The sequence below is a fragment of the Paenibacillus sp. cl141a genome (assembly GCF_900109305.1).
GTDB lineage: Bacteria > Bacillota > Bacilli > Paenibacillales > Paenibacillaceae > Paenibacillus_AQ > Paenibacillus_AQ lautus_A.
The window spans coordinates 139,747-159,659 of the sequence record NZ_FNZO01000008.1 but is presented as its reverse complement, the minus strand read 5'-3'; the positions used below and the strand labels follow the sequence as shown (position 1 = coordinate 159,659).

The window sequence follows — 19,913 nt, the reverse complement described above, 5'->3', positions numbered from 1 at the left end:
AATGCCTAGGGAGGCGGCAGCATGATTTCAGAACGAGCGGAACGCATGGGAATTGAGCTGGTTCCCAAACGGAAGCAAGCCGTTATCGTAAACTTGATGCAACTGTACTTGTACGATTTTACTAAATACCTGGATATCTCGGTGAACGATCAAGGATTGTTTTTACCCTATCCGGATCTCGATGAGTTCTGGAAAAAGCGGGAACGGAAATATCCGTTTCTGATTACGTTTGATCAACGGCCGGCCGGTTTTGCCTTGATCGAGCGTATGGACAACGCCGCGGAAGCCGACTATTACATGACGGAATTTTTCGTTATGCAAAAATACAGGCGTACGGGATTGGGGACTTGGGCCGCGACCTGGCTGTTCGATCAATTCCAGGGACGCTGGAAGGTGACGCAGGTCAGCAGCAATATACCGGCCCAGGCTTTCTGGCGAAAAGTCATCGAGTCCTATACGGGCGGGCGTTATGAGGAATACGTGGACCCGGTTCGTTTTAATCCTTCGCAATATTTCAATTCCTAGTAAGTCAGCATGAAATCAACCATGACGTGTTTCAATTGAATACCTGAGCTGTTTGCATATCTATAACTTGGAGGGATTCGAATGTATTTGCCCAGCTTTCATCTGGAAGGAAAAAAAGCCTTTGTAACAGGGGCGGGGCGGGGAATCGGGCGCGCGATAGCCGTAGGCTTGGCGGAGGCCGGATGCGACGTTGGCCTGATGTCCCGAACCCGAAGCGATCTGGAGGAGACCGCGGGTCTGATTGCCGGCTTGAAAAAAGGTCAAGCCTATGTGCTGCCAGGCGATCTGACAATTCGGGAAGAGATGGAGGCGGCGATCCGCAAATTTGTGGACCAGGCGGGGCAAATCGATATATTGGTGAACAATGCCGGCATGAACATTCGTACGCCGGCGCTGGAAGTGACCGATGACGAATGGGACTTAATCGTACAGACCAATTTGAAATCGGCGTTTGTCGCATCTCAAACCGCTGCCCGTTATATGAAGGAGCAGGGGAATGGAAGAATCATCAACATTTCTTCCGTAGGCGGCCATACCGCCCTACGCACGGGCGTTGTCTATGGATCGACCAAGGCTGCTCTAATCCATATGACCAAGGTGCTGGCGATGGAGTGGGCGCAGTATGGAATCCAGGTCAACGCCGTCGGGCCTTGGTATTTCCGGACGCCGCTGACCGAGAAGCTGCTGAATGACGAGACTTACATGCAGGCTATCCTGGACCGGACGCCGCTAAAACGCGTAGGAAACCTGGAAGAAGTGGTGGGGCCCGTTGTTTTCCTGGCTTCCGAAGCCGCCAATTACATGACCGGGCAGACGCTGCTGGTGGACGGCGGGCTTAGCATTTATGGATTTTGATAGGGGATTCTTTTCATGGATGCAGATGCTTGAATCCTTTGGCAATGTTATCGGAACAAAGCTTTCAAGATTATCCATATCGGGTAATGATGAATGGTAATCATAGGGAGGAGAGTGGATGACGATGGAACGTAGAGCTTTTGGACGGACGGATATGCAGGTCAGTGTATTGGGTTTCGGCGGTGCCGAGATCGGCCAGTCGGATCAGAAGACGGTGGACCGGCTGCTGCACAGCGCGATTGACGCAGGCCTTAACATGATTGATACCGCGGAATGTTACGGCCATAGCGAGGAATTGATCGGCAAAGCGCTGTCGGGCCGCAGAGATGATTATTACTTGTTTACGAAATGCGGGCACGCCTCCGGACTGGACTACCCGGATTGGGATCCGGTGATGCTTGAACAGAGCATTGACCGAAGCTTGAAGCGGCTGAAGGTGGACCACGTTGATGTCATTCACCTTCACAGCTGCTCGGAGGAAATTCTGCGGCAGGGCGCCGTGATCGAGGTGTTGAAAAAAGCAAAAGAGCAGGGGAAGACGCGGTATATCGGCTACAGCGGCGATTCGACGGATGCACTTTACGCCCTTCAAACCGGCGCGTTCGACAGCTTTGAAACTTCGTTGAACATTGCGGACCAGGAGGCAATCGACCTCACGATTCCACTTGCCATGAAGCAGGGAATAGGGGTTATTGCCAAACGTCCCGTAGCCAACGTAGCCTGGAAGCATGAAACATTAAGCGAGCGGGACTATGCCTATCCATACTGGGTTCGACTCGGCGAGCTGAATTACGATTTCCTCTCAGACGTTCAGCAAGGCGTTGAGACGGCATTACGGTTCACATTGAGCACGCCGGGCGTAGCGACGGCCATCGTGGGTACGGCAAATCCAGACCTGTGGGGGCAAAATGCCGCACTGCTCGAGAAGGGGAAATTGCCGGAGGAGGTTTACGAATCCATCCGCGGCCGCTGGAGAGAGGTTGCCGGATCCGACTGGGTGGGTAAGGTGTAGATCGCGGCTTGCTTAGAACCTGAGATTCAGACCGAATAGAGTAAGAGGTTGATGCGCCATAAATACCGTATGGTATCCCGGAAGAGCTTGTCAAGATTTCTTGACAAGCTCTTTTGCAGTGATGAGATCGCGGATGCCGCGCTTCGGCAGATCGATCGAGACGAAGTGGGATGATGTTTCCGGAGAAGGCCGGCCATGCGAGTGGCGGGTCTTTTTTTGTCGAATAAAAGAGAATGGGCGTTTCACATGGTAAATAATTATATTAATTCAACATATGAAAAATTCACAATAGAGAAATGCCGACCACTTTCGTTACTTTTGCCGCTCCGATGTTCCTGCTTCACTATGCTTTAACCTAGCACAATGACATGGTCAAAAGATGAGATAGGATGCGAAGAAAAGTTGACATGGAAATATTTCCCCCTGCTAAAGATGAATGTCCCCCTTTGAAAGCCATAGGGCTTGGAATAAAATTCTGGTAGACAGCAAGTGTTTACATCAGGTTCTGAAAACATACTTAGGGGGATTAGAAATGAAAAGGACTTCCATGTTACTCATGAGTGTCATGTTGCTGCTCTCCATGTTCCTCGCAGCCTGCGGAAACAGCGGTGGCACCAACACTCCTGCTGCTGAAGGAGATACGTCGAAGACGGAAACAACTCCGCCGGCTGAAGAGAAGAAGGATGAAGCCGCTCCGGTTTCACTTCGCGTGTTCTCGACGTTCGGAGGAACTGACGCAGCTCGCGAAGCCTTCCAGGCGGCGTTGGATGAATTCACGAAAGAGCATCCAAACGTAAAGATTGATAACGACACCATGTCAGCTAATGATGACGGTTTCAGAACGAAAGTCAACACCGATATGAACAGCGGCAACGAGCCAGACCTGTTGTTCTACTTCATCGGGGCTGACGCAGAAGGGTTCGTCAATGCCGGCAAAGTCGTGCCGCTGAACGAAGTTCTCGACGCTGACGCTGACTGGAAGAACGGATTCATTCCTGATGCGCTTGAGCTTGCCAAGCAGAAAGACGGCAACATTTACGCTGCACCATTGACTGGCTTCTACGAAGGCTTGTTCGTTAACAAAAAAATCTTGGAAGAAAATGGTCTGGAGCTCCCAACCGATTGGGCGAAGCTGACCACGGCCGTTAAGGCATTGTCCGCAAAAGGCATTATTCCTTTGTCCGTACCGTTTGACCAATCGCACTACCTGATCGAGCACACCATTTTGTCTGCGGCTGGCCCTGAAGGACAAAATAAAGGCCTGCTCGATGGCATCGATCCAAACTGGGAAAAAGCTTATGCCGCTATGAAAGAATTGTATGATCTTGGCGCATTCCCTAAAGATGCCGCAACGATCGACCTGAGTATGTCCGGAAACTATTACAGCGAAGGCCTGGCTGCCATGACCATTGAAGGATCCTGGGCCATCGGCGGCTGGAGCGACGATACTCGCGACAATTCCACGGTTGTGCCATTCCCGACGGTTCCTGGCGGCGTGGGCAGCGGCAACGATATCGTAGGCGGATTCGGTTCCGGCTTCTACCTCTCCAAAGCCACTTATGACGATGCAGCCAAAAAAGAAACAGCCATCGCATTGCTGAAACATTTGACTTCCCCGGCGTCCATTCAAAAAATCGCTTCAGCTAACGGCGGCACACCTGCTGCTGACGTTGAAGTGACCGGATTGCCGCAAGTCGCACTCGACGGTTTCGCTATGGCAGCAAAAGCAGCTTCCATCAGCGCACCGGTTGACAGTAAAGTTTCGCAAGAAACGTTCGGCAACCTGCGCGCCAGCGTTCAGCCTGTAGTGGAAGGCAAGAAAACTCCTACTCAAGCGATCGAAGAAGCGAAGAAAACCGAGGATGCCAACAAAAAATAGTTGTTATCAGAAACGGTAGAAATAAAAGTGACGTACGCCGCCCCTCTGCTTTCATTCGGGCGGCGTAGTCATTTCGGCATGGACGATGAAGAAAAATAAACATCAAGGGTGATTAATATGAAGGGTGATCGCAAGTACATTGTGCTGTTTTTATTACCCGCAGCAGCCATCATGACAATCTTTCTATATTATCCGTTCTTTAAGAGTTTGTATCTCAGCTTTTATCGCACAAGCGGCTTTTTCGATAAAAAGTTTGTGGGCTGGGCTAACTATGAGAGACTCGTTACGGATAAGCTGCTTGGCGCTGCAACGCTGCACACGCTGGAAATTATGCTCTATGTGATCGTATTCCAAGTGGGAATTGCGCTTGTGCTGGCTGTCCTGGTAGATAATATTTCGAAACTGAAAGGGTTTTATCGAACCGTATTCTTCTTCCCGGTGGTTATATCCGGTACAGCCATATCTTTGTTGTTTGTGCTCTTCTACAACTACAACTTCGGTTTGCTGAACAACTTGCTGGCGAATTTCAACATCGAGAAGGTATTGTGGCTGGATGCGAAAAATGCGCTTAAAGCGGTATCGATCCCGACGGTATGGCATTATGTGGGCTTTTATTTCGTTCTGTTCTTGACTGCCATGTCCAAAATACCTTCGGATTATTATGAAGCCGCAAAATTGGAAGGAATCACGGGCCTCAAAAAAACAACGATGCTTACAATTCCGCTTATCATGAGTGACATCAAGGTCGTTATTACCCTTGCCATTACGGGTACGTTGAAGGTGTTCGAGTTCATCTGGGTCATCACAAGCGGCCAGAACGGAACCGAGGTGCTGGGGACGTACATGTACAAAAAGGCCATGGTGGACCAGAACTTTGGTTACGGATCAGCGGTTGCGATATACATGGTGGTCTTTGGCGTGCTGCTTGCGTTGATTGCCAACCGTTTGTTGAAAAGAGACGAGATTACATACTAAGCATTATAGGGGTGTACTGTTATGGAGCCAACCATCGTCGTTGAACACAAAACTCAGCGCGTTAGGAAGCGTCGGTTTAGTCTAGGCACCACGTTGATGTACGTGATTTTGACAGCGTGGTCCTTAACAACCATCTATCCGTTATTCTGGATCGTGAACAACTCGTTCAAAGTATCCCGCGATGTGATGAATAATTCCTTTGGCATCGCCTGGGAACCGGTGTTTGTTAACTATCAGAACGCATTTGACCGCATTAATATCGGAAGAAGTTATATGAATAGTTTGGTGATGTCCTTCAGCACTGTATTTTTGGTATTATTGCTTGGAGGATTAGCTGCTTATGTGTTGTCCAGGTTCAACTTTCGAGGCAAGAGAACCATTTATTCCATTTTGTATGCGACGCTGCTGATTCCTGCGTTTGCAACCGTGGTTCCGGTATATGAGCTGCTTATCAAAACCAGTCTGGTCAATACATACTGGGGTTTGATCTTTCCCCAAACGGCAGGCAATCTGACGTTTGCGACCTTGGTTATTGCCGGTTACATGGCAACCATTCCGAAAGAGCTTGAAGAAGCGGCATTCATGGACGGCTGCAACCGATGGCAGATGTTTGTGAAGATCTTCGTTCCGATCTCTCAGCCCGTATTCGCGTCGGCAAGCATCTTCGTGTTTATGTGGTCGTATAACGATTTGTTCTCGGCATTGATCTTTGTGAACAAAGAGAATGTCCGTCCAATCGTTGCTTTGCTCAATGAGATCAGCTCGCAATACGGAACGGACTTTGGTCTGATGGCGACGGCAGTATCATTGACGGTGATTCCGGTTCTGATTGTATATCTGTTTATCTCGAAATATATCCAGAAAGGTCTGACCGAGGGGGCCGTCAAAGGCTAAGGAAAACGGCGAACTTAACGAATAGGCAAGTCAAAAGGGGACATGAAGTCGCCTGTTTGACTTGCCTATTCGTTGTTAGATTTCAGTTGCTTCGAATACAGTGTGGATCTTGACAGTAATGTCAAGGTCAACGGTTTGTTTATAATCCAATAGGAGAGAATAATATTTCAATATATGAAAAATTCACAAAAGCACTAATAACACGTTCTGCCTTCTGTGGAGCATGCTTACGGTTAAATCCGAACTTATCGACAAACGAAAGAATAAAAAGTATTTAAACTAACTAAAATAAAGTTATTGACAATAACACAGTTCAATGTTAATTTGTATATACAAATGAGAGGTGGCTGGATATGAACATCGATGATTCCATTTTAAGCTCATGCCTGTTCTTTACGTCAAATCGGTTTGCACGTTCCATGACTAAGATGGCGGAGGATGCATTTGCAAAAGCCGGCTTATCCCCAACGTACTCCTATGTGCTGGTGGTCATCCATCAATATCCCGGAATTACGCAGAAAGAGCTTAGCGATAAATTGTCGATTGCTCCATCCACAAGCACCCGATTCATTGATAAGCTGGAGGAGAAACTTCTGGTAAAGCGCAAATCCGAATGGAAAGAAACGCATATTTTCTTGACGGACGAGGGGATGGCGTTATATCAGGAGCTGAACCAATATTTTGAAAAGCTATACGGAGAGTATGTCACCCTCTTGGGGAAGGAGCATAGCGAACAGTTAGCGAAACTTCTCCATGAATCCAGCGAATTGCTGAAAAGGGGAAAGTAGCCTCTGTCTTTTTCACCACTCATTTGCACATACAATTGATAAAGGAGAGATTCGAAATGCAGATTGGTATTATCGGTGCGACAGGGAAAGCGGGAAGTCTGATTCTCAAGGAGGCGCAAGCACGCGGTCATGAAGTAACGGCGATCGTGCGTGATGCATCCAGAATCTCCGATTCCAGCATAAACATTTTGGAGAAGAACGTGCTGGATCTGACAGGCGCAGATCTTCAGCAGTTCGACGTTGTCGTGAATGCATTTGGCGCGGCGCCAGGGCAGGAGACTCAATATGTGGAAGTAGGCCGGGTGTTGATACAAGCACTAAAAGGCACGAATACCAGACTGTTTGTTGTCGGAGGAGCCGGCAGCTTGTTTGTGGACGAAGCCAAAACTCTTCGACTGTTGGAAACGCCTGATTTTCCCAAGGAATATTATCCGACGGCATTCCACGCCGGCGAGAATTTGAAGGACCTGGAACAAACGTCGGATGTAAAATGGACGTATCTAAGTCCGGCTGCGTTCTTTAATCCGGAAGGTCGGCGGACGGGCAGCTATCAGGAGGGCAAAGATCACGTCTTTGGCAACGCTAGCGGTAAAAGCTACATCAGCTATGCCGATTACGTCATCGCGGTATTGGATGAACTTGAGCAGCCTAAACATCTCAACGAGCGCTATACGGTCGTATCCGAGGCATAACAGTCCCGGGCATGCGGCCTTCATATAGATCCTTGAATAAGCTGGTTTCGTAACTGAAATCAGCTTGTTTTTTATGTTATGTTATTTCAGCATATGAAAAATTCACAATAGTAAACACCTCAAACTATATCTAGCTACATCCTTATAAATACAGCCCGACCACTTACAAAGCAGCTATGATAAAGGTTTAAACAAAGAAAAACCCTCATTACGAGATCGCAATTTAGGCATCTAGGCATCTAAAAGTATTAGATAAGATGAATCAAAACAACCTGCATGCAACGGATAATGCATCCAGGTTGTTTTGAATGGTGTTTCTGTCGGCTGTCCTTGTCGTTAACCGTCTGATCTCACAAGAAACGAATATTGATATCGCGCAGGCGGCCGGAAGACATTTTCGGCATCTTAATTTGAAGCGTAGGCTGTCTATAGGTCGCGATGGATTGCGCAGGCAGAATGGGGACTGGTAATGATATGGTTTGGTGTTGTTCTTTTGGCAAGCCGTTGATTTTGATCTGCGTCCGGTTCAGCTGAATCCATAAATTTTCCGGATGGATGCGTTTGGGCACATAACATTTCACGACCAGAAAGTTATGAGTATCAAACGTTTCATAGCGAAGCGAGTGCGGGTCCGGTAGAATTTCGTTTCCGGCAGTCGCTTTTCGGATCGTATCCTTTACATAATCCTCAATGATCGTGGGATCCAACTGATAATCCTCATTGAGATGATTCAGATCCTTAAATGGAAAGGAATTGTTGTTAAAGAAAGAGTCCTGTGTCAACCAGTCCGGCTTTTTGGATCTTGAGCTCACGATAATCCCTCCTACGTTCTTTGCTTCCAGTGTATGGGCGAAGGAATGTTATAGTGACATCTGGGCATCCGACCACATAGAATAAATCGAAGCGGACGATTTTGAATAAAGAGGTGGAATTGTGGTTTCAATTATCGGCAATATGAAAATCGTAAACGTGGGCCCCAGTTCTACGGTATTAGTTGGAAATACAGGAGTCATCGATTTAAACAGCACGACAAAAGCTTATTCCGGCGCCAACTCGTTCACCACCGGCGATACTATTGGTGTGAATACTACAAACAACCAGGCCAGCAGCACGAATACATTCGATCCGGACCTTATTGATTCGCCAAATGTTTAATTAAGGTTGTGATCCTCTGTGAATCTAACGGTACACCAATGCATTAATATACAGCAGCTTCGAGTGGGCGCGGTGACCAATTCCTCGGTGCTTCAGATTGGAACTGCAGGCGAGATCCGCGCGTTATCCAACATTTATAACACGGGTGGTTTTACGGGCCCTGCTCCTGAATTTGAGCCTCAGCCTAATAACAATCCACTGGTTCCGTTATCTGCGCCGATTGAAGATCTATATCGGCCAGAATGAGGCTCATAACTTACGCATACAATCATTAGGGAACGGGGGGAGATGCCATGTATCAATACCATATCCAGCAATTGTTCCATTGTCTTCAGTCCCAGTCGGAGCAGCTTAACAGAATGGAACAAATGCTAAAAGAAATGCGTAATGATATAAATCAATTACAACAGGGCAATCAAAAGCCGACGGATCACGTCGAATATAAATTTGATTTATTGAAAATCGAAAAATTGGAAGGGACCTTAAATATTGGAGTAACACCCTCAGATGGGAAGTCTCTGGGGGATATCACCGTCAATGGCCAGCCCGCAGAACAAATCCAGGCGGGAGCTGCCGGAAGGAATCTATACTCAAACATATATCAGCAAGTTTCAAGCCACTTGGAACATGCGGTGCCGGCGCGACTCGAAATGAATCCCCAGTCCAATCACGAACTTGGAGATCAATATGCTGCGGTGATGATAGAAGATATCCGAAAACAACTCGAAGATCGCATCAATGTTTACTTACAGCAATATCAAACGAACAGCGCCTCGATGAATCCGGGTGATGTTGAGCAAACGATCGCAAATCAAATAAAAAAAGAAATCGATACGGCAGTCGAGCAGCATCTTCATCATTTGCAACAAGGAAAGAGGAATACGAATGAAAATGACGGTCATCAATAAAGAGCTTCGGGTTGGTTCGATCCGTATTACGGCGATTTCCAGCTCATCCGTGCTGTTGATCGGAGATACCCGGGTCATTAATAGCAGTTCCATCTACGATACACCTTCCGAATCCCTGCAGATCACCCCGCTCGTTCCGTTATCATCGGGTACCGCGCCATGAAGCGCCATGTACTGGTTGATAACGTATATATCATCAATATTTCAAATAGTTCGGCATGCATTTGCGGCGATTCCGGACATATCGATGCCTATACCCGAGCATTGGCGATTCAACGTCAAGTTCCGGTTTTTTTTGAGGACGAAGGCAACTATGAGGACTATCCGATTTTTTCGAGATCCATACCTGCATGGCAGCTTCCGTCAGAAGTAGACTTAGACGTTATACATGACTATAAAACGATTCATGTGGGATGCCTGGACGTGATAGCGACAGCGTCTTCATCGGTTGTGCAGGTAGGTTCGAACGATACGATGGAAATGGAATCAAGGGTGAAGGCGATCAGGCACTTTATTACGGATGCGTCCCAAGAATTAAAGAATTATACAGGCGTCATTGTCAGAAAGAGCCCACTCTAGTGCGGCAAAAAACAGGAGGAGCTTATGAAGCTCCTCCTGTTTTTTGCGATCTGCAGATTATTCTCCTTGCTGATGGGCAGCCTCGTCTTTAATCTCTTCACGGAAGCCGGAAATACTCTTTTCGCGACGAGCATTGCGGTCTTGAATCTGTTCTTTCTCGCTTGCGGGTATCTCATCTCCGAACTCCTGTAGATAATCTTCTGCTTCACGGAAGTTCTCGATGGTGTTTTGGACCGCCTGCTGCAAATGTTCGACATTGTCTTCGCGATTATCAGGTTTAGCCATGAAAGTTCACCTCCTTATATGTAATGATCTTGCTCATTCACACACCTCAAAAGTCTTCCATAATAGAAACATCCTTATGCATCTGAGAATAACGCTATCAAAAAAGCTACAGTATTGTAAATTTTGCAAGCCGGTTCTTTACATTTCCGTAGGATGTAATATGTTATAATGTCGAAAAAGCAGACTTGCCGGCATGACATCGAATAAGAGGAGGAAGAATTCTTGATATCTAGACGTTTTATATTCTGGCTCGGCATGCTAATCATGATTGTACTCATGTTAGCAGCTTGTAACTCAGAACCGATAAAACAACAACAGCAAACTTCTACTGTAGAAGACCCTCCTGAATCGATTGAAGATGAAGAAGAAGGTCAGACCATCACACTAGTAACACCGGATACGGCCATGAAAGCACCAGAGGAAAAAAGCAAATATCAGATACATACACGGTTAACGGATTTCCATCTGCTCAATGAGTCAACGGGGATTGCTTGGGGGATCACGAACACAGAACTGCGTCTCTATCAGACCCAAGATTACGGTGAGACCTGGGTCGATATCTCTCCATCATCCAATGTCCAATTCGTTGACAAGCTGGAGTATGGGAAAGACATCGTGTTCACGGATAAAAATCATGGTTGGATTATACGAAACAAACAGAGATCGGCCGAAACAATCCTGCTCAATACGACTGACGGGGGCGGCAGTTGGAAGCTCTCTTCGCTTCCGGAGACGGGAGTCGTCACGGCAATGTCCTTCGTTTCATCCCAGCAGGGATGGATCATGGCTAAAGGCAATCTCTCCAAGGGATCGGAAGAGAAGTCGCTGTTTCACACCAGCAATAATGGCGGAGTATGGGATGAGATTATGCAGAATACGGAGTATCCAACATCCCGAATTCCAGGAAGTGTCATTCCGCGAACCGGATCCGTCATCGGATTAACGTTTACGGATTCGCTTATCGGGTTTGCGACCATCCGTGAAATGCAATCATCCAAGTTGTATATAACACGTGACGGAGGCCAGAAGTGGAAGTCTTCCGGGCAAGTATTCAAAAGCAAGCTGCTGGATGCGTGCGGTTCCGTTTTTGCCGGGACTCCCATGTATCTGGGCAAAGGCGGAAGCGGAAGCGAGGTTTATATACCGGTTACCTGCGTGAAGGAAGATCAGGCGAACTATTTGGGTTACTTTACGGCCGATACGGGGAAATCATGGAATTTGGTTTCGTTTCCCATGACGGGGAATAGCGGGAAGGGAACCCTCCAGCCTGTCTTCCGTCGTCTGCATGACGGATGGAGAATGGTGAACGGCATTGTCTATCATACGAGTGACATGGGCAAGACCTGGACGCCATTCCCGAGAAGCAAGCTGTTGACCGATAATCTTGCAAAATATCCGAATGTGGTCAAAATGCAATTCACATCGTCGGATGTCGGTTGGATGCTAATTGAAACGGCGGACAAAAACCGATCGCGCCTGATGAAAAGCAGTGACGGCGGCGTAACCTGGCAGGGGTTGTAATACCGACTAATAACATGCAAGCAGGATCAGAATTGCTAATCAAGATGACTTGCTCGATAACAAAGGCTTTATCGGCTAAAACCAACGGTTCCGATAAAGCCTTTATAAACACGATATATTGTGAAATAAATCACAAATAAAATTCAACCTGTATGCTACTATAAAGATGTAATCAGGTACGTCAAAATGTTTAGAAGGGGACGATCCTTATGCATACCGATCAAATGACGATAAATTTCCTTCGCTTGTGCTACCATTGCGATGATGCATGTTTATGTCAGACGGAGGAGCAATGTCTGGCTTGCTGGAATGAGCAGGACATGACACCGCAGGACCATGAAATGACGGGACAAGAAGAAACGATGAAATGGATGAGATTGGCTTACGATTAAGCGGGTATGAACAAGATGAAGACAATGAATGGATCAGGGCGTTATAAAGTTCCATGAAGAAGCTGATGACTGGCAAATTGCCGGCATCAGCTTTTTTTGACGCTCCCAGAAAGGGACAAGTTCTTTAAAATTTCAATCAAACTTTCCATGATGTATGAGTTAAATTGTCCGACATAAAGCATATACATATTTCAAGACAAGGTGGAGGGGGGAGCCGTATGGGATCGGGGTCAGATTGGATGTTCGATTTTTTCGGCAGCGTTATGCCCGTGTTTTTCATCGTCGTCATCGGGATCATTTTGCTGTCGGCCGGTAAGGGAATCCTGCAATGGAGTCAGAATAACCGACAGCCTTTGCTAGCGGTCGATTCCAAAATTGTGAGCAAACGAACGGAAGTGAAACATACACAGCAGACGGATGATACGATGTCGAGCCGTACTCGTACCACCTATTACTTGACATTCGAAGTGGAGAGCGGAGATCGCATGGAATTTGCCGTAAACGGCGAGGAATTCGGCATGTGCGCGGAGGGGGACGAGGGACTGCTTCGTTTTCAGGGAACCCGGTACTACGGATTCGTCAGGCACCCCAGAGCGCATCTTCATGTGGTCCGGGGTTATGAACAACCTAAATAAGAGGCTGGTTCATTTTATGATGCCTTCTCCTGTGGTATATAATGTTGGAGAAGGAGGAGCTGCCTATGAAATTTCAAGATAAAACGGTCGTGATAACGGGCGCTGCGAACGGGATAGGCCGCGGATTGGCTGAAGCTTATGCGGCTAGCGGAGCTCGAGTGATCGTAAGCGATGTTCAAGAAGAGCAGGGCAACCTGACGGCAAACACCTTGAAGGATCAAGGATTCCATGCCGTCTTCATCCCCTGCGACGTTAGGAAGGAAGAAGAGATTAAACGACTGATGAACCAAGCGGCCCAATATGGGGGCACCATCGATATCTTAATAAACAACGCCGGGGTCTCCCGATGGAAATCACCATATGAGCTTACGGTGGGAGAATGGGACGACGTCATCAACACGAACGCCAGAAGCTGTTTTTTGGCTACCCGCGAAGCTGCCGCATATATGAAAAAGAGTGGGAATGGCGGGGCTGTCGTCAATATATCCTCCACGCGTTCCATCATGTCCGAGCCGAATTCGGAAGCTTATGCGGCTTCCAAGGGAGCCATCGTTGCGTTGAGCCATGCCATGGCCGTTAGTCTGGGGCCCGATGGAATTCGGGTGAATTGCGTAAGCCCGGGCTGGATTGAAACCGGGGATTATGAAGAGCTTCGGTCCGAGGACCATAAGCAGCACCCTGCGGGTCGGGTCGGGATTCCGGCCGATATCGCCAAAGCCTGCTTTTATTTTACCGATCCGGACAATGACTTTGTAACTGGGTCCCATCTGGTGGTGGACGGCGGCATGACCCGCAAAATGATATATGAACCTTAACTTGTTACGATTAAATAAAAAGAGGATCGTCCCCCGGTGGACGATCCTCTTCTGGTTATAACCCGTATGAGCAAAACAGTGGCGAATATCTCAAGGGGGAGGTGACGAACCTGGCTCATAACGGACGGAAGGTGTTATGTGGTCTCGCTCGTATTCAGATAGGCCACATCCGGTTCGATCGCGATGGATTGAAGCGGCTCCCTTAACCAACACATCGTCAAACCAAGCTTTGCCCGTTCCGGTTCGCTTCATTTGATATCGGATGAGCGCAGCATTGCTGACGGGCTCCGTTTTGACCCAGCCGCTGATCCGATACGTTTTCCCGACCACTACGGGGATGGACAGGGTTATGGCTGCCCGGCTGGACGTTCCTGCGGGACCTTCGATGCTGACCGATTGTTTCCCGGATTTGAATATTCCCGAATCTACTTCCAATATGGGCGAGCCTGTTGGAAGCCACTGTCCCCAATTTGCCGGCTTGATTCCGCCTGACCAACTGGCCCCCGCCTTCGTTGCCTCAAAACCGCTGTTCACAAGCAAACCCTCCTGTACCTGATCTCGTTCGCTCTCTGCCCATGCCAATGGGGACGGCAAAAAGCCATGAAGCCCCGTAATCAGCATGAGTACAATCAGAGCCATTCGTTTCACATCCATTCCCTCGCGACTGTTCTCGATTTCCGGCCATGAAACCGGAACACTTCCATCGTAGAGAAAGCCGCAGCGTTCGAGTATGATACGATTTTGTGATGCATTAACATTTTTGAAGAAAACCTGTTCATGTTAAATAAAAACAGTATGATGTAATTAATGTAAGTACGGAAAGAACACATCTAAAGAATGGAAGGAATGAGGGTATGGGGAAATTGACGACAACCACTGCAAGAAATGAGCGCTCCAATCGCGTATCCGTGTTCGTTACGTTGCTCATGTCCTATCTTGTGGTACTGCTGATCCCGGTCATCGTGTTCTGGGGTCTGTATACCCAAATCGAGCGAATTATGATCGAGAATGCCAACAACTCCAACATGGCACTCATCGAACAGGCCAAGCAGGTCGTGGACAGCCGATTGGATGAAATGCATTTGATTTCCCGAAACATTACTTCACATCCGAGACTGGATGCGCTGTTAAAGGCAGGATCCCCTCAAACCGGAGCGGAGCATTACAATTACTACACCTTCATGCAGGAAATGCAGCGGTACCGGAACAGCAGCAGTTTTATCACCGATTTTTATGTATATCTTGATGAGAGCGATACGGTTCTCAGCCCAACCTTAAAAACGACGTCCAGCGTCTTGTTCTCCGATATCTACGGATATGAAAGCTTAACCTTTCAACAATACCAAGCGGATATACTGCGCGGCGTTCATTTCAACCGGTATCTGCCCGTAACGGAGGTTGGCAAAGGCCTGAACCAGAAACGAATGCTCACATATATGCAAACGCTTCCATTTGGCGAGAAAAGCAACCCCAAAGGCGCTCTTGTCATGCTGATCGACGAAAGGCAGATTACAGGCTTGCTCGAGGAGATCGTGAAAACCAACAACGGAACGATATCCATTAAGGATGCCAGCGGTCAAGTGATCCTGCGTGCCGGTGATACCGAGGTATCCAATATGGGGAAAGCGGAGGATAAGCAGGCCGTCATGACGGTGTCGTCCAGATCCGCGCGCAGCGGATGGGAGTACGTGTCGGTCGTGCCGGAAAAAGTGTTTATGGAAAAGGTCAATATGGTCAAACGAATGGCCGCCGGCGTTCTGGTCATCTGCCTGGCCGCCGGCGTTGCCGCTTGCGCGTATATGACGTACCGGGCGTATTATCCCCTGCGCGACATTATCCGCTTCATCCGCCAGTCCCATCCGGCCAAGGAGGGAAAGGTACGCAACGAATATGATTTCATCAAATCCACGATGGCCGATTCCTTTGGCAAACAGACGGAGATGAAGGAGCAATTGTCGAGGCAAACGCCGGTGATCCGTTCCAACTTTTTGCAGCGTTTATTGAAGGGAAACGTGGATGCGGCCGATATGTCGAAGCGTGCCCTGGAATTCATGGGGATATCGTTTCCGCATCCCGGCTTTGCCGTTGTCCTGATCGAGCTGAGGGATGCCAGCGGGTTCATACATAACGAACGGGAAAGCGAATGGGCCCTGATCCGCTTCGTCACCGGGAAGGTGGCCGAAGAAATTCATCCCTTTACCGCGTATTCCGTGGATTTGGAGAAGAACCAGGTTGCCATGATTCTGAATATGCCGGAACCTCTGCAGGACAAGGCGGGCGAGCTGTACGATTGGGCGGAACAAGTGAAGCTGGTTATCGAACAGCGTTTCAAATCCGAGATTACGATCGCGATCAGCGATATCCGTTCGGATCTTGGATGTTTGGCCAGCGGATATACCGAAAGCTTGAAGGCGCTGGAATATTCCATTTTTACGGCCTATAAACCGATTTTATTCTACGATGAAATGAAGCAGAAAACAGGGGTGTATTATGATTTTCCCATTGAGACGGAAATCCAGCTCATTAACGCCATGAAAAGCGGGGATCCGGATAAGGCTCAGGATATCATTCAACGTCTGTACCACAACAACTTCAGCGGTCAATCCATCTCGCCCGAGCTCGGCCGACTCATGTTCGCGAACCTGCTCAGCACGATGTTCAAGCTGCTCAATGCTTTAAATTTGAAATACGAGGACGTATTCGGCGAGGCAGGCAAATCGATCGAAGACATTACCGAAGGCAGCACGGTAGAGGAGCTGTACCGGGAAGTGAAATGGATGTTCGGCCAGGTCTGCCTGTACGTAAGAGACCAGAGAGGCGATTCCTCCTCGCAGCTCCTGGATAAGATAAAAAGCTACATTGCGGAGCATCACGACGATGCCATGATCAGCCTGGCTTCCATTGCCGAGCAATTCGATATCACGCCGCCCTATCTGTCGGCCTTCTTCAAGAAGAACAGCGGGACCAATCTGACCGATTACCTGGCCAAAATTCGGATCGAGCGCTCCAAGGAAATGATGCGGGATGCCAAAAATACGATCTCGCACATCGCCCGTTCCGTCGGTTATACCAGCGATGTCGGTTTTATCCGGGTATTCAAGAAATACGAAGGGATCACCCCGGGAAAATACAAGGAAACCCTGCATTCCCTATCATCAACCTTAAGAAATGATCATCTCAATTCTTAATCGCTGTATATGGATCCTGAAACTGTACGATATACGTTAAAAGCGCTTAAGCATTAATATTTGAGGCAGGGCTGGCATCAACTCGGCCTGGACATTTCGGATGATCATTCATTAGGAAAAAAGGGAGGCGTCGTGATTTGAAAACAAACCGGAAACGTATGACGAGACTGGCCATCTTCATGCTGATTGTGGCTATGATTGCCGGGTGCAGCGGAAAAGGCTCGGGAGCCGAGGAGCCCGCCGGCGACAAAGGCAAGGAAGGAGCGGGCGTTGCCTCAGGCGGAGAAACGGGGTATCCCGGCCAGCTGACCTATTGGGTATCGCTGAATGCCAACGCATCGGCCACGATGCAGGATATGAACGGCATCGCCGCCTATCAGGAAATGGAGAAATTGACAGGAACCAAGGTTAAGTTCCAACATCCGCCGGCAGGGCAGGAGGCAGACGCCTTCAATATTATGGTTTCGTCGGGCAATTTGCCGGATGTCGTGGAGCATGGCTGGGCGAACGTATCCGGAGGGCCGGATAAAGCGATATCGGACGGTTCGATCATTCGCCTGAATGAGCTGATTGAAGAGCATGCTCCGAATCTATCGAAACTGCTGAACGAACACCCGGAATACAAAAAGCTGATTACGACGGATGGCGGAAACATTTACGTATTCCCGTTCATCCGCGGCGACGAGTATCTGCTGACCTTTAACGGCCTTATCATCCGCAAGGACTGGCTGGATCAGCTCAATCTGCAAGTGCCGGAAACGATTGACGAGTGGTATGAAGTATTAAAAGCGATCAAGACCCAGGATCCCAACGGGAACGGCCAGGCGGATGAAATCCCGCTTCTGCTTGATATGGATATGACGGGCATTAACCATGCATTTGTCGGCGCGTGGGGAATTACGACAGGATTTTATCAGGTGGACGGGAAGGTACAGTACGGCCCCATCCAACCGGAATTCAAATCTTATTTGGAGACGATGAGCCAATGGTATGCCGAAGGCCTGATCGATCAGGATTATGCGGCAACGGACGGGACGCTCAAAGATGCCAAAGTGACCAACAATCAAGTGGGTGCCTTCTCCGGATACATGGGCAGCAGCCTCGGCCGCTATTCCGAACTCATGTTAAAAAGCAATCCGGACGTCAATTTTGCGGGCGCACCGAACGTTGTGCTAAAGAAGGGGGACACGCCGCTTCTTGGACAGAAGGATTCGCCGTTCAACGGGTTTGGGGCAGCTGTGACGAAAGCGAACAAGTTCCCGGCGGAAACGGTGAAATGGCTCGATTACAAATATGGGGAAGAAGGGCACATGCTGTTTAATTTTGGAGTTGAGGGAGTCAGCTACGAGATGAAGGACGGGTACCCGACCTATACCGACGAAGTGATGAAGAATCCTGGTGGGCTATCGATCACCCAGGCGCTGTCGAAATACAACCTGGCTAGTTATTCGGGACCTTTCGTCCAGGATCGCCGTTACGTCGAGCAGTATTCCGCGCTTCCTCAGCAAAAAGCGGCCATTGAGACATGGATGAAGGCGGAGAACGACCGTTTAATGCCGATTATTTCGCCGACGGCAGAAGAGAGCACGCGTTATGCCTCGATCATGAACGATATTAATACGTATTACGAAGAGATGGTCAACAAATTCATTATGGGCGTGGAGCCGATCAGCGGCTTCGATCAATTTGTCCAAACGGTGCAGGGAATGGGCATTGAAGAAGCCCTTCAGATTCAGCAGTCTGCGCTGGACCGTTTTAACAGCCGGTAAGTTGTAGAAGCGCATGAAGAGGGAGCAAACGGGCGAGCCGTATCCTTCTTCATGCGGGTTATTTTTCACAGAGGAGGGCATATGGTGCAGCCAAAGGAAGAAACCAAACGCATGACGATCCAGAGCAAACCCGAGCGTTTCAGCGCAAGAGCAGCGAAGGACTTTCGCCGGAATACCACGATCTACCTGATGCTGCTGCCGGTTGTGGCGTTTTATGCCGTGTTTCATTACGGACCGTTATACGGCCTGCAGATTGCGTTCAAGAACTTCTCCGCAGGGCTCGGCATCTGGAATAGCCCTTGGGCCGGCTTTCAACATTTCAGCGATTTTTTTAACGGATTTTTCTTTGAGCGGGTCGTTTCCAATACCATTATCCTTGGCGCGTACGATCTTATCTTCGTATTTCCCGCCTCCATCGTGCTGGCCTTGATGCTGAACGAGGTGCGACATCGGATCTTTAAGCGGACCGTACAATCCATTACGTATATTCCCCATTTCATTTCTGTTGTCGTTGTTGTCGGGATGCTGGTGGATTTTTTGGCGGTGGACGGCCTGATCAACCATATCATCACCTACTTCGGCGGCAAGCCGATTTCGTTCATGCGGCTGCCGGAATGGTTCCGCACCATCTATACCTCGTCCGCTATCTGGCAAGGGATTGGGTGGGGCTCCATCATATATCTGGCGGCCATTTCCAATATCGATCCGTCCCTGTATGAGGCGGCGAAAGTGGACGGTGCCGGCCGCTGGAAGCAGATGCTTCAAATTACCCTCCCGGGCATCCTGCCGACCGTGATCATTCTGCTCATCTTGCGGATCGGTTCCTTTATGGCGCTGCAGGATGAGAAGATCCTGATCATGTACAACCCGGTCATCTACGAGACGGCAGACGTGATCGGGACATATGTCTACCGCAAGGGGATACTGGAGGCAAGCTACAGCTTCAGCGCCGCTGTCGGCATGTTCAATTCTTTGATTAACTTTGCGCTGCTCATTGGAGCCAATTATCTCAGCAAGCGGTTTACCGACACGAAGCTGTGGTAGAG

23 protein-coding genes are annotated in these 19,913 nt (G+C 48.7%); 20 read left to right on the top strand and 3 right to left on the bottom strand.

Annotated features, from left to right (window positions below):
- Positions 1-21 precede the first annotated feature (21 nt).
- From BMX45_RS21185 to BMX45_RS21150, 8 genes are all read left to right on the top strand, one after another.
- Positions 22-525: a GNAT family N-acetyltransferase gene (locus tag BMX45_RS21185; RefSeq protein WP_090911570.1), complete on the top strand. Its 504-nt coding sequence runs from the start codon at positions 22-24 to the stop codon at positions 523-525.
- 81 nt (positions 526-606) lie between these two features.
- On the top strand, positions 607-1,380 hold the full coding sequence (locus BMX45_RS21180) for an SDR family NAD(P)-dependent oxidoreductase (protein ID WP_090911568.1): 774 nt from the start codon (positions 607-609) through the stop codon (positions 1,378-1,380).
- A gap of 124 nt (positions 1,381-1,504) precedes the next feature.
- Positions 1,505-2,392, top strand: coding sequence for an aldo/keto reductase (locus BMX45_RS21175; protein ID WP_090911773.1), 888 nt, complete (start codon positions 1,505-1,507; stop codon positions 2,390-2,392).
- 532 nt (positions 2,393-2,924) lie between these two features.
- The gene (locus BMX45_RS21170) at positions 2,925-4,271 is read left to right on the top strand and encodes an ABC transporter substrate-binding protein (RefSeq protein ID WP_090911566.1); all 1,347 of its coding nucleotides are present in this window, start codon (positions 2,925-2,927) and stop codon (positions 4,269-4,271) included.
- Positions 4,272-4,388: 117 nt separating this feature from the next.
- A complete protein-coding gene (locus BMX45_RS21165) occupies positions 4,389-5,246 on the top strand; it encodes a carbohydrate ABC transporter permease (protein ID WP_009589479.1) in 858 nt (285 codons plus the stop codon).
- A 21-nt stretch (positions 5,247-5,267) separates the two neighbouring features.
- A complete protein-coding gene (locus tag BMX45_RS21160) occupies positions 5,268-6,140 on the top strand; it encodes a carbohydrate ABC transporter permease (protein ID WP_090911563.1) in 873 nt (290 codons plus the stop codon).
- Positions 6,141-6,493: 353 nt separating this feature from the next.
- The gene (locus BMX45_RS21155; protein ID WP_090911562.1) at positions 6,494-6,928 is read left to right on the top strand and encodes a MarR family winged helix-turn-helix transcriptional regulator; all 435 of its coding nucleotides are present in this window, start codon (positions 6,494-6,496) and stop codon (positions 6,926-6,928) included.
- A 56-nt stretch (positions 6,929-6,984) separates the two neighbouring features.
- Positions 6,985-7,620 (top strand): NAD(P)-dependent oxidoreductase, encoded by a 636-nt coding sequence (locus BMX45_RS21150; RefSeq protein ID WP_090911560.1) that lies wholly within the window; start codon positions 6,985-6,987, stop codon positions 7,618-7,620.
- A gap of 350 nt (positions 7,621-7,970) precedes the next feature.
- Here BMX45_RS21150 and BMX45_RS21145 read toward each other — a convergent pair whose 3' ends face one another.
- Positions 7,971-8,432 carry an alpha-crystallin domain-containing protein gene (locus BMX45_RS21145; RefSeq protein ID WP_090911558.1) on the bottom strand — a complete coding sequence of 154 codons (462 nt, stop codon included), beginning with the start codon at positions 8,430-8,432 and terminating at the stop codon, positions 7,971-7,973.
- A 121-nt stretch (positions 8,433-8,553) separates the two neighbouring features.
- Between BMX45_RS21145 and BMX45_RS21140 the strand changes: the two genes are divergently transcribed.
- Genes BMX45_RS21140 through BMX45_RS21120 form a run of 5 tightly spaced genes read left to right on the top strand, consistent with a single transcriptional unit; the run spans position 8,554 to position 10,262 of the window.
- Positions 8,554-8,775: a spore germination protein gene (locus tag BMX45_RS21140; RefSeq protein ID WP_090911556.1), complete on the top strand. Its 222-nt coding sequence runs from the start codon at positions 8,554-8,556 to the stop codon at positions 8,773-8,775.
- Positions 8,776-8,793: 18 nt separating this feature from the next.
- A complete protein-coding gene (locus tag BMX45_RS21135) occupies positions 8,794-9,021 on the top strand; it encodes a spore germination protein GerPB (protein WP_090911554.1) in 228 nt (75 codons plus the stop codon).
- Between the two features lie 47 nt (positions 9,022-9,068).
- Positions 9,069-9,683: a spore germination protein GerPC gene (gene gerPC, locus BMX45_RS21130; protein ID WP_090911552.1), complete on the top strand. Its 615-nt coding sequence runs from the start codon at positions 9,069-9,071 to the stop codon at positions 9,681-9,683.
- Complete coding sequence (locus BMX45_RS21125) at positions 9,661-9,846, top strand: spore gernimation protein GerPD (RefSeq protein ID WP_090911550.1); 186 nt, start codon at positions 9,661-9,663, stop codon at positions 9,844-9,846. Before gerPC ends, BMX45_RS21125 begins: the two co-directional genes overlap by 23 nt.
- Positions 9,843-10,262, top strand: a complete 420-nt coding sequence (locus BMX45_RS21120) for a spore germination protein GerPE (protein WP_090911548.1) — start codon at positions 9,843-9,845, stop codon at positions 10,260-10,262. The genes BMX45_RS21125 and BMX45_RS21120 overlap by 4 nt, the downstream gene beginning before the upstream one ends.
- 57 nt (positions 10,263-10,319) lie before the next feature.
- Here BMX45_RS21120 and tlp read toward each other — a convergent pair whose 3' ends face one another.
- A complete protein-coding gene (gene tlp, locus BMX45_RS21115) occupies positions 10,320-10,547 on the bottom strand; it encodes a small acid-soluble spore protein Tlp (RefSeq protein WP_009589405.1) in 228 nt (75 codons plus the stop codon).
- Positions 10,548-10,769: 222 nt separating this feature from the next.
- On the opposite strand from tlp, the gene BMX45_RS21110 reads away from it, so the two are divergent.
- From BMX45_RS21110 to BMX45_RS21095, 4 genes are all read left to right on the top strand, one after another.
- Entirely contained in the window at positions 10,770-12,068 is a 1,299-nt protein-coding gene (locus BMX45_RS21110; protein ID WP_090911546.1) for a YCF48-related protein, read from the top strand.
- A gap of 209 nt (positions 12,069-12,277) precedes the next feature.
- Positions 12,278-12,460: a hypothetical protein gene (locus BMX45_RS21105; protein ID WP_009589477.1), complete on the top strand. Its 183-nt coding sequence runs from the start codon at positions 12,278-12,280 to the stop codon at positions 12,458-12,460.
- Positions 12,461-12,678: 218 nt separating this feature from the next.
- Positions 12,679-13,095, top strand: a complete 417-nt coding sequence (locus tag BMX45_RS21100) for a DUF2500 domain-containing protein (RefSeq protein WP_009589448.1) — start codon at positions 12,679-12,681, stop codon at positions 13,093-13,095.
- 65 nt (positions 13,096-13,160) lie between these two features.
- Positions 13,161-13,910, top strand: a complete 750-nt coding sequence (locus tag BMX45_RS21095) for an SDR family NAD(P)-dependent oxidoreductase (RefSeq protein ID WP_090911542.1) — start codon at positions 13,161-13,163, stop codon at positions 13,908-13,910.
- 90 nt (positions 13,911-14,000) lie between these two features.
- Here the strand turns inward: BMX45_RS21095 and BMX45_RS21090 are convergent, their stop codons facing one another.
- Complete coding sequence (locus tag BMX45_RS21090) at positions 14,001-14,549, bottom strand: carbohydrate binding domain-containing protein (protein ID WP_254778182.1); 549 nt, start codon at positions 14,547-14,549, stop codon at positions 14,001-14,003.
- 215 nt (positions 14,550-14,764) lie between these two features.
- Here BMX45_RS21090 and BMX45_RS21085 point away from each other — a divergent pair, with 215 nt between their 5' ends.
- The 3 genes from BMX45_RS21085 to BMX45_RS21075 all read left to right on the top strand — a co-directional run bounded on the left by BMX45_RS21085 (position 14,765) and on the right by BMX45_RS21075 (position 19,911).
- Complete coding sequence (locus BMX45_RS21085) at positions 14,765-17,098, top strand: AraC family transcriptional regulator (RefSeq protein ID WP_090911539.1); 2,334 nt, start codon at positions 14,765-14,767, stop codon at positions 17,096-17,098.
- A 137-nt stretch (positions 17,099-17,235) separates the two neighbouring features.
- A complete protein-coding gene (locus BMX45_RS21080; RefSeq protein ID WP_090911537.1) occupies positions 17,236-18,867 on the top strand; it encodes an extracellular solute-binding protein in 1,632 nt (543 codons plus the stop codon).
- An 84-nt stretch (positions 18,868-18,951) separates the two neighbouring features.
- The gene (locus tag BMX45_RS21075; RefSeq protein WP_090911771.1) at positions 18,952-19,911 is read left to right on the top strand and encodes an ABC transporter permease; all 960 of its coding nucleotides are present in this window, start codon (positions 18,952-18,954) and stop codon (positions 19,909-19,911) included.
- The last annotated feature ends 2 nt before the right edge of the window (positions 19,912-19,913 follow it).